The organism is Kutzneria buriramensis (assembly GCF_003387475.1).
Lineage (GTDB): Bacteria > Actinomycetota > Actinomycetes > Mycobacteriales > Pseudonocardiaceae > Kutzneria > Kutzneria buriramensis.
The window spans coordinates 455964-470646 of the sequence record NZ_QUNO01000007.1; the positions used below are offsets into that span (position 1 = coordinate 455964).

The 14683-nt window shown below is 69.0% G+C and carries 14 protein-coding genes; 6 read left to right on the forward strand and 8 right to left on the reverse strand.

From position 1 onward, the window contains the following. Positions 1-378: 378 nt before the first annotated feature. From BCF44_RS22805 to BCF44_RS22820, 4 genes are all read right to left on the reverse strand, one after another. Positions 379-1419: an alpha/beta hydrolase gene (locus tag BCF44_RS22805; protein ID WP_116176476.1), complete on the reverse strand. Its 1041-nt coding sequence runs from the start codon at positions 1417-1419 to the stop codon at positions 379-381. Positions 1420-1764: 345 nt separating this feature from the next. Beyond that, on the reverse strand, positions 1765-3252 hold the full coding sequence (locus BCF44_RS22810; protein ID WP_116176360.1) for an FAD-dependent oxidoreductase: 1488 nt from the start codon (positions 3250-3252) through the stop codon (positions 1765-1767). After that, complete coding sequence (locus BCF44_RS22815; protein WP_116176361.1) at positions 3249-4145, reverse strand: alpha/beta fold hydrolase; 897 nt, start codon at positions 4143-4145, stop codon at positions 3249-3251. The genes BCF44_RS22810 and BCF44_RS22815 overlap by 4 nt, the downstream gene beginning before the upstream one ends. Continuing rightward, complete coding sequence (locus BCF44_RS22820; RefSeq protein ID WP_211353165.1) at positions 4142-4858, reverse strand: alpha/beta fold hydrolase; 717 nt, start codon at positions 4856-4858, stop codon at positions 4142-4144. Before BCF44_RS22820 ends, BCF44_RS22815 begins: the two co-directional genes overlap by 4 nt. A 208-nt stretch (positions 4859-5066) precedes the next feature. On the opposite strand from BCF44_RS22820, the gene BCF44_RS22825 reads away from it, so the two are divergent. From BCF44_RS22825 to BCF44_RS22840, 3 genes are all read left to right on the forward strand, one after another. Next, on the forward strand, positions 5067-5684 hold the full coding sequence (locus tag BCF44_RS22825) for a TetR/AcrR family transcriptional regulator (protein WP_211353166.1): 618 nt from the start codon (positions 5067-5069) through the stop codon (positions 5682-5684). Positions 5685-6281: 597 nt separating this feature from the next. Next, the gene (locus BCF44_RS22835; protein ID WP_116176477.1) at positions 6282-7001 is read left to right on the forward strand and encodes an NIPSNAP family protein; all 720 of its coding nucleotides are present in this window, start codon (positions 6282-6284) and stop codon (positions 6999-7001) included. A gap of 137 nt (positions 7002-7138) precedes the next feature. Beyond that, positions 7139-7801, forward strand: coding sequence for a flavin reductase family protein (locus BCF44_RS22840; protein ID WP_116176364.1), 663 nt, complete (start codon positions 7139-7141; stop codon positions 7799-7801). A 284-nt stretch (positions 7802-8085) separates the two neighbouring features. On the opposite strand, the gene BCF44_RS22845 is transcribed toward BCF44_RS22840, so the two are convergent. Together BCF44_RS22845 and BCF44_RS22850 are read right to left on the reverse strand one after the other, a co-directional pair. Beyond that, a complete protein-coding gene (locus BCF44_RS22845; RefSeq protein WP_116176365.1) occupies positions 8086-8520 on the reverse strand; it encodes a VOC family protein in 435 nt (144 codons plus the stop codon). 278 nt (positions 8521-8798) lie between these two features. Continuing rightward, positions 8799-9749: an NAD(P)-dependent alcohol dehydrogenase gene (locus BCF44_RS22850; protein ID WP_116176366.1), complete on the reverse strand. Its 951-nt coding sequence runs from the start codon at positions 9747-9749 to the stop codon at positions 8799-8801. Positions 9750-9883: 134 nt separating this feature from the next. On the opposite strand from BCF44_RS22850, the gene BCF44_RS22855 reads away from it, so the two are divergent. The 3 genes from BCF44_RS22855 (at position 9884) to BCF44_RS22870 (ending at position 13734) form a co-directional block, all read left to right on the forward strand. Continuing rightward, positions 9884-10738 carry a helix-turn-helix domain-containing protein gene (locus BCF44_RS22855; RefSeq protein ID WP_116176367.1) on the forward strand — a complete coding sequence of 285 codons (855 nt, stop codon included), beginning with the start codon at positions 9884-9886 and terminating at the stop codon, positions 10736-10738. 664 nt (positions 10739-11402) lie between these two features. Beyond that, positions 11403-11951 carry a PTS mannitol transporter subunit IIA gene (locus BCF44_RS22860; RefSeq protein ID WP_342775632.1) on the forward strand — a complete coding sequence of 183 codons (549 nt, stop codon included), beginning with the start codon at positions 11403-11405 and terminating at the stop codon, positions 11949-11951. 919 nt (positions 11952-12870) lie between these two features. Next, complete coding sequence (locus tag BCF44_RS22870) at positions 12871-13734, forward strand: MBL fold metallo-hydrolase (protein ID WP_116176370.1); 864 nt, start codon at positions 12871-12873, stop codon at positions 13732-13734. Here BCF44_RS22870 and BCF44_RS59255 read toward each other — a convergent pair. Then, positions 13731-14180, reverse strand: a complete 450-nt coding sequence (locus tag BCF44_RS59255; RefSeq protein WP_379797591.1) for a transposase — start codon at positions 14178-14180, stop codon at positions 13731-13733. The two genes, BCF44_RS22870 and BCF44_RS59255, sit on opposite strands and share 4 nt — an antisense overlap. A 124-nt stretch (positions 14181-14304) precedes the next feature. Next, positions 14305-14628: a transposase gene (locus BCF44_RS59260; RefSeq protein ID WP_379797595.1), complete on the reverse strand. Its 324-nt coding sequence runs from the start codon at positions 14626-14628 to the stop codon at positions 14305-14307. Positions 14629-14683: the final 55 nt, after the last annotated feature.

Consider the following 14683-nt stretch of genomic DNA (forward strand, 5'->3'; position numbering starts at 1 on the left):
GCCACGACCTGCTGCCACAGTGCCGCACTCACGCCACAACGACCTCCCGCACCTAAGATGTGGACAACGAGGCGTTGGCCCGCAACGGGTGTAGTTTCCCGGCGCAGACGTCTCCAACACCGCCCCCCAGACACCACCACGCAGGCGATCGATCGCCATCCACGCCGTGCAGATCGAAGACTTTGCGGATCAGACCGCATAGGCCGGCGACCTACCGGCTGGCTGCGACGTTGTCCGGGCGGTGCGTACCAACGCGACATGCCGGCGCGTTCCAACAGTTCGGCGGTCGCCTCCCACAGGCGTCGCAACAAAATTCTGCTGTCCGGCACCTGTTTGTTTCGCGATTCTGACACCGGTGGCGTCCGTGGGAGCGGTTGATCAGTTGACCGGCAGGTCGCCGCGATGTGGCTGGACGAGGGCGGTCTTGAGGGCGTTGATCAGGCTGGCGCGGAAGCCGATCATGCTGGCGGCATTCCCGCGCAGCAGGTCGGCGCTGTGGTACATGCCGGGGACCTCGACGAGTTCGCAGGCGACCCCGGCCTGGTTGAGCCGGTGGGCGTAGTCGATGTCTTCGGTGTGGAAGAGATCGAGGTCACCGACGCCGATCCAGGCCGCTGGCAGTCCGGTGAGGTTACTGCGGCGGGCGGCCGCGATGTAGGGGCGATCATCGGCGTACGCGGGTGGGCGGCCGAGGTAGCAGGTCCAGCCGAAGCGGTTCGATTTGTAGGTCCAGGGCGGCAGGAACGGGATGCTGGGCGTGGGCCGCAGGACGGTGCGGTCGTCCAGCATGGGATACACGAGTGCCTGGAAGGCGACCGGCACGCCCGTGTCGGTGGCGCGCTGGGCGAGGGTGGCGGCCAGGCCGCCACCGGCGCTCTCGCCGCCGACGGCGATGCGGTCTGGGTGGACGCCGAGGTCCTCGGCGTGGTCGTGCAGCCAGCGCAGCGCGTGGTAGCAGTCGTCCAGGCCGGCGGGATAGGGGTTTTCCGGAGCCAGGCGGTAGTCGACGCTGATCACGAGAATGCCGAGCTCAGCCGCGACCCGGCTGCACCAGCCATGGGCCATGTCTGCGGCGCCGATGATGGTGCCGCCACCGTGTATCCACAGCAGGGCTGCGCTGGGCGTGCTGCGATCCGGGGTCTGGTAGCTCAGTACGGTCACCGGTGCGCCGCTGGCCGGGACTGGCACTGTGTGGGTGTCGCACCGCACGCCGGGGCGAAGGGTGCCGCCCGGGAGGTTCCGGCGGCGGGCGATGGCCAGGGCGGTGGTGTTGGTGACGCTCAGCGGCAGATAGAGCAGCGGGTGCCGAAGTCTAGGCGCCACAGGGGCGAGCGCGCGACGACGTGCGGCTATGCCGCGCGCGGTGGCCGCCACGGTCGCGGCGACGGTCAGCCCGCCGAGGACGGAAAGCAAGGTCATGTGCTGCTCCTGGTGGTGGCAGGTCACGGGATCACTGAACTGGCTTCGGTGAGCTGACGCAGTTCCTCGCCGGTAAGCCGCACATCTGCGACGTTGAGCAGACCGGTGAGCTGTCCGGGATTGCGGCGCTGGCGAGCGGGGCGGCGATGTGGGGCTGGGCCGTCAGCCACGCCAGTGGGACAGCCGCGACGCTCGTCACGTGTGTGGCCGCGATCTGGTCGACCGACGAGTCCTGCGCCGACGGCGGCGATGGTGTCGCCGTCGATCAGGATGTCGGCGCGTTCGTTGTGTCGGGCCGGTGCGGTGCCATGGCGATGACCTGCGCACCGTGCAGCAGGACGCGGTTCATCCGGCCACCTCGGGAGTCAGGGTGCGCACGGCGGTGCGGGTCGAGGCGAGGAAGTCGCGGGTCGCGATGTGTCCGAGGTAGCCGTCGGGCCGGACGAGCAGCAGCGTGTCCCCCTCGATCCCGTAGCTGCGGCGGAAGCTGCCTGGTCCGTCGACGGTGATCCGCCGCAGCGGCGCTCCCGCGGCGGGCCAGCCGAGTTCGTCGCTCGCCGCGGCGGCCTGCGGGCCGTACGCGACCAGGGTGAAGTGCGGCCCCCGGAAGGTGTCGAACAGCCGCGAGCCGCCCAGGTCGGCGTCCGGTGCCCGGTCGCCGACCTGCAGCGTCGTCGTGCGGTCGGCTCCGGCCGGGGCGAGCGGGCCGTCGTGGTAGGTCAGCGACAGCTGTTGTTCGTCCTTGCCGCGGCGCAGGCTCGACGGGTCGAGCTTGGCGAGGCCTTCGTACTTCTTCGTGGACAGGCCGAGCACGCCGGCGGCGATCGGCAGGCGTTCGGCTTCGTAGCTGTCCAGCAGCCGCGGGTCGGCTCCGGCGAGGACCTGGGCGAGCTTCCAGCCGAGGTTGTAGGCGTCCTGGATGCCGGTGTTGAGGCCTTGGGCGCCGGCGGGGGTGTGCACGTGGGCGGCGTCGCCGGCGAGGAAGACCCGGCCGCGGCGGTAGGCCTCGACCAGGCGGATGTTGGGCCGGAACACCGACCGCCACTGGATGTCGCGCACGGCGATGTGCCGGTTGCGGGTGTGGGCCTGGATCCGCCGGGTGATCGCTTCTTCGCCCTCGGGCGGTTCCTCGTCCGGGGCAAGCCGGATCATCCACTGGTACACGTCGGTGTGCGGTAGCGGGCAGGCGCCGGTGAACCGGCCCTTTGCTCCCGGCCACACGTGCCAGCGGTCGCGGGACAGGCCGGTGGTGACGGCGTCGACGATCAATATCCGGTCCTGGTCGTCGGTCTCGCCGAGGAACCCCAGCTCGAGGTGTTTGCGGACGGCGCTGGCCCCGCCGTCGGCGCCCACGAGGTAGCGGGCGGTGATCCGTTCGGGGCCGTCGTCGCCGAGCACGGTCGCGGTGACCGACGTGTCATCCTGGTCGAACCCGGTGAGTTCGCGGCCGTATTCGACCTTGCCGCCGAGTTGCTCGAGGCGGTCGTGCAGCACGCTGTCGGTGCGGTACTGGGGCATCAGCCGCGTGTTCGGGTACGGGACGTCGGTGGTGCGGTCGCGGTTGCGGAACATCCGCCACGGCACGGCAAGCGGACCCAGGTGAATACCCAGGCGGGGGTAGTCGCTGCTGCCGGCGAGGATGTCGTCGAGCACGCCGAGGTCGTCGAACACCTCCAGGGTCCGCGGCTGGATGCCTTTGGCGCGGGAGCCTTCGAAGGAGTGCGGGGCCTTGTCGACGATCCGGACGGCCAGGCCGCGGCGGGCCAGGTCGATGGCGAGGGTGGTGCCGGCCGGGCCGGCGCCGGCGATCAGGACGTCAAGGGTTTCGTTCATGGTTCAAGCCGTTCCGGGTGGGGAGCGGTGAACGACGCGAGCAGGTCGCCGACGTCGTCCGGCCGTTCGTAGGGGGCCATGTGGCCGCATTCGGTGATCACGTGGGTCTGCCGCGGGCGCAGCAGCTCGTGGACGGTGTCGAGGTGGGTGATCGGGGTGACCTGGTCGTCGTCGCCCCACACCAGCAGGATCGGCAGGCCCAGCTTGCCCGTGCTGCGGAACAGGTCCTGCCGCTCGTACAGCGGAAAGTCCTTCAGAGTCTGGAAGAACGCGTACAGGGAACCTTCGTAGCGGTAGGCGTCCTGCACCATCGCGACCAGCTGGGCGGAGAGGGCGGGGTCGCGGACGTTGTGCCCGAGGTGGTCTTCCAGGAGCTTGCGGCCGAAGCGCCGGACGATGAATCCGGCGACGACGTCGTTGCGCAGCAACCGCTGGGGCAGCGGCCGCGCACCCAGCCCGGCCGGTCCGACGATCGTGAGCGTGGCGACCGATGCGGGGGACTGGTTGGTGGCGGCCATCGCGACCAGAGCGCCCATCGAGGTGCCGGCCAAGTGGTGCGGACCGGTGAGGCTCAGCGCGGCGGTGAGCTCGGCCAGCTGCCGGACGAACAACGCTTCGTCGTAGCGGTCCCGGATGCGGTCGGAGTAACCGCGCCCGTAGGCGCTGTAGGCGAGCGTGCGCAGGCCGCGGGCGTGTAAACGGGCCGCGAGGCCGTCCCAATAGAACAAGGGGATCGTGATTCCGCCTACGAGGACGACGAGGGCACCGTTCTCGGGGCCGGTCAGCTCGTAGTGCGTCACCCCGTCGGACAGGGTGACAAAGCTGCCGCGCAGGGTCCGCCTGGTGGCGGCGTCGAGCCGGCGGTCCTCATAGGAGGCGACGAAGTACTTCATCGCAGGAACTCCTTGATCGCCGTGGCCACCCACTCCGGGTCTTCTTCCGGCAGGAGGTGGCCGCCGTCGGCGTGGACGCGCTCGACGGCGCCCGGGATGTCGCGGGCGAAGTGCTGACCGTCGACGCCGGCGCTGCGCAGGACCAGCGTCGGTACCGCGATCTTCGGGATGTCAGCGCTGCGGTCCGGCTGGTCGGTGTTGGCGAAGTCGACGAACGCCGACCGGTTCCCCGGCCGGTTGGTCAGCGCGTGCACCCGGTCGACCATCGCGTCGTCCACGATCGCCGAGTTCGCGCCGACGGCTTCCCGCAGCCCGCGTTCGGTCGCGCTGCGCGGCAGCCATCGCCGCAGCAGGGGGCGCAGCAGCGGGTTCCGGGCCAGCCGCAACCCGGCGGGCAACGTCTTCTCCGGGTAGCCGGTGGCGTTGACCAGGACCAGCGCGTCCACCCGCTCGGAGGCGTCCAGGGCCAGGTTCCACGCGATGTTGCCGCCCAGCGAGTTACCGACCACGGCGAAGCGCGGTACTTGCAGGGCGGTCATGAACCGGGCGATGGTTCCCGCGTAGGTCCGGACGCGGTAGTCGCGGTCGGGACGTGGTCCCGTCCGCCCGAATCCGGGCAGGTCCGGGCGGATCACGTCGTAGGACGCCGACAACAGTGTTGCGACCCGCTCGAAGCCCTCCAACGACGACCCGCTGCCGTGCAACAGCACCACCGCAGGCCCTTGACCTGCGCGTTCGTAGTGAACGCGCAGGCCGTCGACCGAAACTGACTGCGTGTGGGCGCTCTTCATAATGGCAACAGTGTTGCCGTTATTGTGCCGGGTGTCAACCTGTGGTCATACTTTCGGGGTGTCGAGATCCTCCCTGTCAGCCGAAGTCACCGCGTCCGCACGACGATCGCGGGGCCGTCCTGCCGTCCCGTTGGACCGGATCCTCGCCGCGGCGCTGCAGCTCGTCGACGAGGAGGGCGCCGAGGCGCTGTCCATGCGGACCCTCGCCCAGCGGCTCGAATCCGGCACGGCCACGCTCTACCGTCACTTCGGCAACCGGGCGACCTTGATCACCCAGGTCATCGACCGCGTCTTCGGTGAGGTCGACCTCGACTCGCGGGCACTGGCGGAGCTGGGCTGGGACCAGGCCTGCCAGGCCGTCGCCCAGGCGATGTTCGACACGCTGGGCAAGCACCGGAAGCTCGCACCCCTGTTGATCGAGCAGACCCCCACCGGGCCGAACGCCATGGTGCTCCGGGAACGGTGCCTGGCCGTCCTGCTCGATGGCGGCCTCTCCCCGAGCGTCGCGGCGCGGGCCTATGCCACCCTCTCGCGGTACGTCCTGGGCTTCGCCATCCAGCTCACCGGAACCGGGAACGACGCCGAGCAAGCGCGGGTCTCGGCGCACTTCCACGACCTGCCGTCCGCGGAGTTCCCGGCCACGCTCGCGGTCGCGGACTCGTTGCCGGTTCCGCTGGAAGACGAGTTCACCTTCGGGCTGGAGCTGATCGTCGACGGGCTGCGTCAGCTGCACGCTCCTGCCCGGTGACGTCGTCAGCGCCTGCGCTGGGGTAGCACCAGCCTTCGTCGTCCTGTATCAACCGGGTGAGCCGGTGCCCCAATCGCATTTCGACATCCGAGTGCTCCGCGAGGGCCGTCCGGAGCTGCTTGTCCAGCAATGGCTGGTAGATCGCCGAGATCCACGGATGTCCCTGGAGCTTTCTCCATCGGCAGCGCAGATCCAGCACCGAACTTCTCGGACTTGACTTCGCGTTAATGGGTGTGCACGTCGCTGGACGATGTAGCGTAACGGTCTTTTCGGTGGCGTCGGCGGCTTCCGCGTCACCAGACGAGTGCACTCGGTCGGTGCATGATCGGTGCGCTGCCAGAACCCGAACTCGCCGCGGGTGCCCGACGGGTTCGCCGTGCCGCAGTTCATACCAGGGGTCGGCCAGGTCGGTCCGGTTCGGGCCGAACACCTCACAGGCGATCGCCAACTCGAAAAGCGGCATGTCGTCGATCACTGCCAGCGCGACCGGCCCGGTGCCCATGCCCCCAGCCTACGGCAGGAATTTTGCGGATACGGGCAGTCCTGCCACTCGTCACCACCACACCGTGATTGGCATTGTCCTCGGCCGTGAGGCCCATGAACGTCGTCGAGCTCCGGCAGTACACCCTGCGCCCTGGGCAGCGAGACGTGTTGATCGACCTGTTCGACCGCGAGTTCGTGGAGACCCAGGAGGAGGTGGGGATCCGCGTCATCGGCCAGTTCCGCGACGAGGACGAACCGGATCGATTCGTGTGGATCCGCGCTTTCCCTGACATGGACGTCCGACGCGACTCGCTGACCGCGTTCTACGTCGAGGGAGTTGCCTGGCGGGAACACCGCGCCGCGGCCAGGGCCACCATGCTCGACACCAGCAACGCCCTGTTGCTGAGCCCGGCCCGGCCCCACTCCGGCTTCACGCCGATGTCCCCACGCCCCCCTGCGGGCGCGGACACGCCGCCGGAGTCCCGGATCGCGGTGACCATCTACGCCCGCGACACCGCGCTCGACGAGGACTTCCTCAGCTTCTTCGAGGACGGCGTGGCGCCGGTAATGGCCGCCACGGGGGCAACGCCGCTGGCGTACTTCGCCACCAAGACCGCGGAGAACACCTTCCCCACCCTGCCAGTCCGCGAAGGGGAGAACGTCTTCGTCTGGCTAGCTGCCTTCACCAACACCGCCCAACGCCGGGAACACGAGCGACAACTGGCCCAGTCCACGCGGTGGCACCAGAAAGTGCTACCGGACCTGTCACAACGGCTCAGCGCCCCACCACAACACCTCCGGCTAGCTCCCACCGCACGGTCCCAGCTACGGTGACGGCCGCGCGTGCGCACTCTGACGCCGCTGGTCGAGCGTGCGCGACACGTCCGCTGGCCGATGGGTGGACGAGGCCCGGCAGCGTCACGTCTGTTTTCCGCCGGCATCGGGCTCCGACGGTCCAGCACGATGGGGACGTGCACCACAACGTTGACCTCAAAGTCCTCTACTTCGGCACGCCAGTTGTGCTGATCAGCACGCGCAACGCTGATGGAACGGCGAATCTCGCGCCCATGTCGTCGGCGTGGTGGCTGGGCCAGCAGTGCATGCTCGGCATGAACACCGCCTCGCAAACCACCCAAAACCTGTTGCGGGAGCGCGAGTGCGTGCTGAACCTGCCGTCCTCGGATCTCGTGGACAAGGTCGACCGGCTCGCTCTGCTGACCGGGTCGCCAGTGAGGACACCGCACCGCATCGAGAAGGGCTACCGGTACGAGCCGGACAAATTCGGGGCCGCGCGCCTCACCCCGCTGGCCGCCGATCTGGTCGCCGCACCGGTCGTGGCCGAATGCCCGATACAGTTGGAATGCGAACTGGTGTCGGGCACGCCGTTCGACCGCGACAACGAGATCACCGCGCACACCGTCCGGGTGGTGCGCGCACATGTGGACGAGCGGCTCGTCGTTCCGGACACGCAGCACATCGACCCGCTCAAGTGGGATCCGCTGATCATGAAGTTCTGCGAATTCTTCGGTGAGGGCATCCGGGTGCGCTCATCACGGCTGGCCGTGGCGTGGCAGATACCGCAGACCGCACACGCTCGCCGAGTCGTCGCGGCCGACGCTCACCCGCACCGATGAGCGCTCATTGGTGGCGAGGGAATCCAATGCGTGCCGGATTCCTCCGGCGGCAGTTCGACAGCGTTGTGAGGATGCTCGAGGGCCCACTGCGCGGTCGACACGGCCGTAAGGAGGCCTGTCGCCGTTCGGGTGGACCCTTCGAGCGCCTCGACGAGGTGTCGCCGGCGCGATCCGGTGCGAGCTCGCCTGGAGTTCCGCGAGCCTGCTCGCGCTCACCCGCCGCTGGAGCGGCTCGTCACCGCCGGATGCCCCGGCCGTGGCGTAGGTGACTTCGGCTGGCTGCGTCAGTCCAGACAGAACTCGTTGCCCTCGGGGTCGGTCATCACGATGAAGCCGGTGCCCATCGGGGGAGCGGGTTCGTAGCGACGTACCCGGGTCGCTCCCAGTGCGACGAGCCGGTCGCACTCGGCCTCCAGCGCTGCCATTCGCTCCTCTCCCCGGAGGCCGGGAGCGGCCCGGATGTCGAGGTGGACGCGGTTCTTGGCGACTTTGTCCTCCGGCACCTGTTGGAAGAACAGCCGCGGGCCGTGCCCGGTCGGGTCCTCGAGGGCCGATCTGGTGTTGCGCTGGTCCTCCGGCACGCCGATCTCTGCGAGGAAGTCGTCCCACGCGGCCAGTGGGTCGGCGTCGGCGGGCAGATCGACTCCGGGCGGACTGGGATGGACGTAGCCCAGCACCTCGCGCCAGAACCTGGAAGGCTGGACACGGCGCCGGACCACCGCTCAGGGACTGGCCATGAGAGCAGAGCACGAGCCCTCCGAGCAACGACCGCCAACCACCAACTGCGGGCGCGCTGAGTGGACTGTCAGCCAACAACTCGGTGGAATCGTCGGTGCTCCACAAGACCGCGGCGCCCACCGTGAGCCCAGTGCCCCCAAGACCACCGAGATCCTGCCTCGTCATCGCCGCGCGGCGCCCTTCATCAATGCCGACCAGCCCGCGGCGACATTTCCTGGCAGCCCCACGCAATCGATCACTGCGTGTCCGTTTGGATGCCTCAGTCGGTGATGGTCACAACGTGCTTGCCCACGACACCGCCGCGCTCGAAGGCCGTGTGCGCGGCGGCGATGTCGGTCAGCGGGAACACGCTGTGCACCACTGGCAGGAGCGCACCGGAGGTGACGTGGGCGGCCAGGTCACTCAACAGGGCGGAGTCGGGATTGGCGCTGAACGCGCGGATGCGTCGGGAACCGTGCACCGCCGACGCCGCGATCGCGGCCAGGGCACGGACCGACAGTCCGACGGTGACCATCCGGCCGCCCTCGTCCAGCCTGCTGCGGTAGCAGCGCAACTCGGAGCCGACCGTGTCGACGATGACGTCGAACGGTCCGATCTGGTCCGAGGTGGTGCTGCCGTAGTCGAGGACCTCATCGGCCCCCAAGTCACGTAGTGCCGTGGCATGACGGCCACGGGCCAGCGCGGTGACGCGACCGCCCATCGCATGAGCCAGCTGCACGGCCGCGGTGCCGACACCGCCGGCCGCGCCACGGACCAGGACCCGCTCACCGTCGGCCAGTCCGACACAGTCGCGTAGCGCGATCAACGCGGTGCTGCCCGCGACGACCAGGGACGCCGCCTCCACCGCCGTGACCCCGGTCGGGGCGGGGCTGATGCGGCCGGCGGGAACCACGACGTACTCGGCCGCCCCAGCCACGGTGTGCCGCTTCCGGGGATGCACCATGCCCCACACCCGGTCACCCGCGCGGCAGCCCTGCACACCTGGGCCCATGCCGACCACGACACCGGCGAAGTCCAGGCCGGTCCCGATGGGGAATGTGCTGCCCGACACCACCTTTACCCGACCTGTGCGCACGAGTGCGTCGTGTCCGTTCACGCTGGAGGCCTCGACCGCCACCAGGACCTCGCCGGTGCCGGGCGCGGGTCGGTCGATCTCGCTGACCCGCAGGACATCCGGGGTACCGAAGCTGGTGATCTGTGCGGCCTTCATCCGGGGGTTCCTTCCGCGATCCGGCTGGGGTGGCACCGATCCTGAGTCCTGCTCGAGATGTAATGGTTGGTTCGCCTTGTCCCTAGGTCTGCCAGACCCACCGTCGTGGGGCGCCGCTCGGGCATACTGGCCCGGTGACCGACGACCCCCGCCGCGCGCTCGCCGATTTCCTGCGGACCCGGCGAACCCGGGTGCGGCCGCAGGATGTCGGATTGGAACCGGGTCCGCGGCGACGCGTCGCGGGGCTGCGCCGGGAGGAGTTGGCCCTGCTGGCCGGGGTGAGCACGGACTATTACCAGCGCATGGAGCAGGGCCGTGACGTGCGGCCCTCTGAGCAGGTGCTGGACGCCATCGCCCGGGCGCTGAACTTCTCTGCCGAGGAGTCCCGGCACCTGCACAGCCTCGCCGCGGCCGCGCGTACACCGCCCCGCCCCGCACGCTCGTACCCGCCGGAGGAAGTGCCGGCGTCCACGCTACGGCTGCTGCACACGACAACCTCGCCGGCCTTGGTCGTCGGCCGCTTTCTGGACGTGCTGGCCTGGAATCCGCTGGCGGGTGCCCTGCTGGGCGCGTTCACCGATCTGCCGTGGGTCGAGCGAAATCTGTTGGCGTTGTTGCTGGGCCCGGAGGCCGATCAGGCGTGTCCGGAGCGGGCGGCCTCGGTGGCCGAGCTGACCGGGATGCTGCGGGCTCAGGTCGCCGCCGAACCAGGTCATCCCCGCGCGGTGGAACTGGTGGGTGAACTGGCGGTGCGCAGCGACGAGTTCGCGACATTGTGGGCCCGCCACGACGTGCAGGACACCACTCGAGGTCGGATGCGCGTCTGTCATCGCCTGGTGGGGGAGTTGAACCTGGACTGGGACGCCTACCCGATGCCGGGCGCCTCTGGGCCCGTGCTGATCGTCTACACCGTCGAGCCGGGCGGCCCGGACGATGAACGACTCCAACTGCTGGCGGGCTTGCTCGACACCGCCGGTGCGGGCGCGTGACGCGTACGGCGGTCGTGATGCTCCGGCCTGCTCGCCACTGACGCCAATGCCGTCGCCGCGGGAGCCGGTGAACGGCTACGGCGCCTGGTCGATCAACAACGATGCGATGTTTCTGCGGGCGAGGCCCTGTCCAGCGCCTGCACACCGACAGGGCCGCTGGCGCGCTGGCCTACAGCTATGACGAACTCACCCGTCGTCAGGCGAACGTGCTGCACGTCGAGTCCGTAGCGGACACGGTTTCGGAGTGCGGTTCTAGGTTGCCGCGCAGACGCAGGAGACGGACAAACGCCGCAGATGCGGTGGCCGGGTGAGCTTGAGGGTCCGTAGCCATGTCGCCGATCATGAGGTGTTCGGCAAGCTCGGCGGAGTACTGGCTCGCCGGGCCAACATACCGTGCCGGCTGGTAGCGAGGGTGGGTCTGTCAATCCCAGGACACAGCGAACGACCGTGATCCCGAGACAGGCCTGCAAGATCTGTGGCATACCTGCCGATCACGGAAGGAACCTGCCATGCAGGCCGCGCAGATCGCCCGGTTCCGAGCACTCGACGTGCTACGGATCTTCGACATCGAACGTGCCGGATAAGGCAGTGCTCGGATTTCGACTCTTCCTCGGCGACCCCGTGTTCGCCCGGTTGGCCCATGCGATCAGGGACGGGGTGCTTCTTGCTTGCTGACAAAGGAGTTCTGACCGTCGACACGATCCGTCTGGGCCTGGCCGCGAGGGACAAGGCCGACGCGATCGACCAGTGCGGCGCGGTGTTGGTGGAGGTGGGCGCCGTCGAACAGCGGTACGTCGCGGCGATGCACGAGCGCGAGTGCACGGTGTCGACCTTCGTCGGCCAGGGCACGGCCCTTCCACACGGCAGCGCCACCGCTCGCCGGCACGTGCGGCGGACGGCCGTCGCCGTGCTGCAGTTTCCATACGGCGTGGACTGGGACGGCGACCACGTGTCGATCTGCGTCGCGATCGCCGCCGTCGGCGATGAGGACAGCGACCTGCTGTCCACGCTGGCTACGATGCTGCTCGACGAGTGGCGGATCACCGAGCTGCGTCTCGCTCGCGACGCCGCGACCGTGATGGGGTTGTTCCTGCCGCCCGACGTCAGGCTGGATACGCGCCCGTCAGTCGCGCGGTCGCGAGTTCCACCCTGGACCGGTAGCCGGTCCGCTGGAACAGCCGGCTCAGCGTACCTTCCACACCCTTCTCGCTGATCTGCAGCACCGGGGCCGGTTGTCGGTTCCTGAGCCTGTCGCCCGTAACGCCGCCCGGCCGTCGATGGTGCGGCTCTTCGTCACCCTTCGGCGGAAGCCCTGGACCCCGCGCACCCCGCACACGAGTGGATCCTCAACCACTACGACAGCCTCACGACCTGGCGCACCGCCGCCGTGTTGCCACGATGGACGGCCTGCAGCAGCAGCGGCGCGCCACGAGCGCGGGCTTCGACATGGCCGAGGAGTTCCGCCGCTACGTCGAGAGCCCGAAACACACCTGGAAGGCCTGAACTCACGCCCGGTCGGCGTTTGGACCGCCACGTCAACGTCATGGGCCAACACGCGATCCTCCCGTCGCAGCCTGCGCGGGGCCTGCTGCCGTTGCACGGCCCGGCCACGGTGGAGGAGAGCGACATCGACTTTTGACCGTGCGTGACCTGGAGAACACGGTCCGATGCTCCTGGTGGCGATCGAGAGTCCGGTGCTGGACCAGACGGTCCTGGTCCGCACGGTCACCGGCAGGCAGGGTCTGGTGGCGCAGTACAACAATGTCGCAGTGACGGTTGGCGGCCTTCGACGTGGAGGACGACCTCATGCCGTCGCGTGGAGTGCATGAAACGGATCCGTGCATTCGGCGTGACCGTGTGCGGACTTGCGGGTGTCGGGAGCGGGCCGGTGACCGGCGGGCTCGGGTGTGGGAGGCGCCGCGGGCCGGCTTCTGCGGAACGGGGCGAACGACCACAGCAAGTTCCTGGCCCCGCAGGCTCCCGACTTCCGGCCTGGGCACTCCGTCCGAGGCGGCTCGTGATGTTCATCGTCGGACTCTGCTGGACGCACCATCGACATAGCTAAAAGGTGTATGGTTATGTCAGGGTAGTGGCAGCGAGGTCCGTCGATCCGTCCAGTGCGAGGAGTAGCCATGGCACGGCAGGCACTTCGGTACGCGGTACGCGTTTCCGACATGGCGGAGTTGCCGACTCCGTCACCCGTGCAGTCGCCGCGCGGCGAGGTGCCGCACTGGTCGCCGATGGCCAGCACGCTCATCTACGGCGACACCGAGGCCGTCCTGGTCGACCCGCCGCTCGCCGCCTATCAGGCGGAGTCTCTGGCCGAGTGGGTGGCGGCCTTCGAGCGTCCGCTGACGGCTATCTATTCCACTCACGGCCACGGGGATCACTGGTACGGCACCAGCACGCTGCTCGAACGCTTTCCGAACGCTGTGCCGTACGCCACCGACGGCGTCATTGCGGAGATGCACAAGGGAACGCCTGGCGGGCAGCCGAGCGCCTTGTTCGCCAGCCTCTTTCCCGGCCAGCTCCCCGACACCCGGGTGACCGCCCGGCCGCTTCCCGACGGCGGGCTCACCGTCGACGGGCACGAGCTGCGCGCCGTGGAAGTCGGTCACAGCGACACCGATCAGTCCACGGTGCTGCACGTGCCGTCGCTCGGCCTCGTCGTCGCGGGCGACGTCATCTACGACAATGTGCACCAGTACCTCGGGGAATCCGCCGACGGCGGCTTGGAGGCGTGGCTGCGCGCCATCGACGTCGTCGAGTCGCTGGAACCGCGTTCCGTGGTCGCCGGTCACAAGGACGAGAACGCCGGCCGCGGCAACAGTCCGGTGATCATCGACGAGACTCGGCAGTACCTGCTCGCGGCGGCGGAGATCCTGGCCGGCGAGCCGACTCGGCTCTCCTTCTTCGACCAGGTTCTCGCGCGTTTCCCGGACCGGGTGAACCCGACCACCGTGTGGCTGTCGGCGCTCCGCCAGCTACCGGCCTAGGGCGTGTCTGACAAAGCTTTGGTCCACGTGACCACGGCGTGCAGGACGATCGCCGCCCGGTAGACCACAGCAAGCTTGTCGTACCGGGTGGCGATACCCCGCCACTGCTTGAGGACAGCGAAGCCATGCTCGATCACATTGCGGCCCCGATAGTCCGCCGCATCGAACGCCGGTGGTCGGCCACCCCTAGACCCCCGACGAACTCGGTGTCCGGCCTGGTCGGCCGGCTCCGGGATGACCGCACGAATCCCACGCGAGCGCAGATGAGCCCGGATCGCCCGCGACGAATACGCTTTGTCACCCCGTACCCGGTCCGGCCGGGTCCGCGCCCGGCCTCGACCCAGACGAGGAACCCGCAGATGCCCCATCAGATACGGAAACACCGGGGCATCGCCGGCCTGTCCGGGGTCGATCAGCACCGCCAACGGCCGACCGTGCCCGTCCACCAGATGATGGATCTTGGTGGTCCACCCGCCCCGTGAACGTCCCAGCGCGTGATCAGGCGGCTCAGTCAGCGGATTCGTGTAGTTCGACCCAGCCCCCTACGTCCCGGGTGATGGCAGTGGCGTGCTAGTGGGCCCGGGCGATCGTGGAGTCCACCGACACCGACCAGTCGACCTGCCCGGCCGCATCAGCCACCGCCAGCAGGCGGGACAGCAGCACATCCCACGTGCCGGCGGCCGACAGCCGACGGTGCCAGGTCCAGATCGTCTGCCACGGCCCGAACACCGCGGGCACGTCCCGCCAGGCGATCCCGCACCGGTAGCGGCAGATGATGCCTTCGATCATCGACCGCGCGTCGGCGAACGGCCTGCCCTGCCGATGCGTCCGCGCCGGTAACAGGTCCTCGATCAACGCCCACTGCTCGTCAGACAACAGCTGGAACCGTGTCATGACGATCAGGATCCCAGCACCCACCAAGATGTTTGTCAGACACGCCCTAGACCGT

Bases quoted from the DNA above. Each gene is read 5' to 3' on its own strand.
- BCF44_RS22835 (WP_116176477.1), top strand. From the start codon at position 6,282: ATGAACGTCGTCGAGCTCCGGCAGTACACCCTGCGCCCTGGGCAGCGA.
- BCF44_RS22815 (WP_116176361.1), bottom strand. From the start codon at position 4,145: ATGAAGTACTTCGTCGCCTCCTATGAGGACCGCCGGCTCGACGCCGCC.
- BCF44_RS22870 (WP_116176370.1), top strand. From the start codon at position 12,871: ATGGCACGGCAGGCACTTCGGTACGCGGTACGCGTTTCCGACATGGCG.
- BCF44_RS22850 (WP_116176366.1), bottom strand. From the start codon at position 9,749: ATGAAGGCCGCACAGATCACCAGCTTCGGTACCCCGGATGTCCTGCGG.
- BCF44_RS59260 (WP_379797595.1), bottom strand. From the start codon at position 14,628: ATGACACGGTTCCAGCTGTTGTCTGACGAGCAGTGGGCGTTGATCGAG.
- BCF44_RS22805 (WP_116176476.1), bottom strand. From the start codon at position 1,419: ATGACCTTGCTTTCCGTCCTCGGCGGGCTGACCGTCGCCGCGACCGTG.
- BCF44_RS22810 (WP_116176360.1), bottom strand. From the start codon at position 3,252: ATGAACGAAACCCTTGACGTCCTGATCGCCGGCGCCGGCCCGGCCGGC.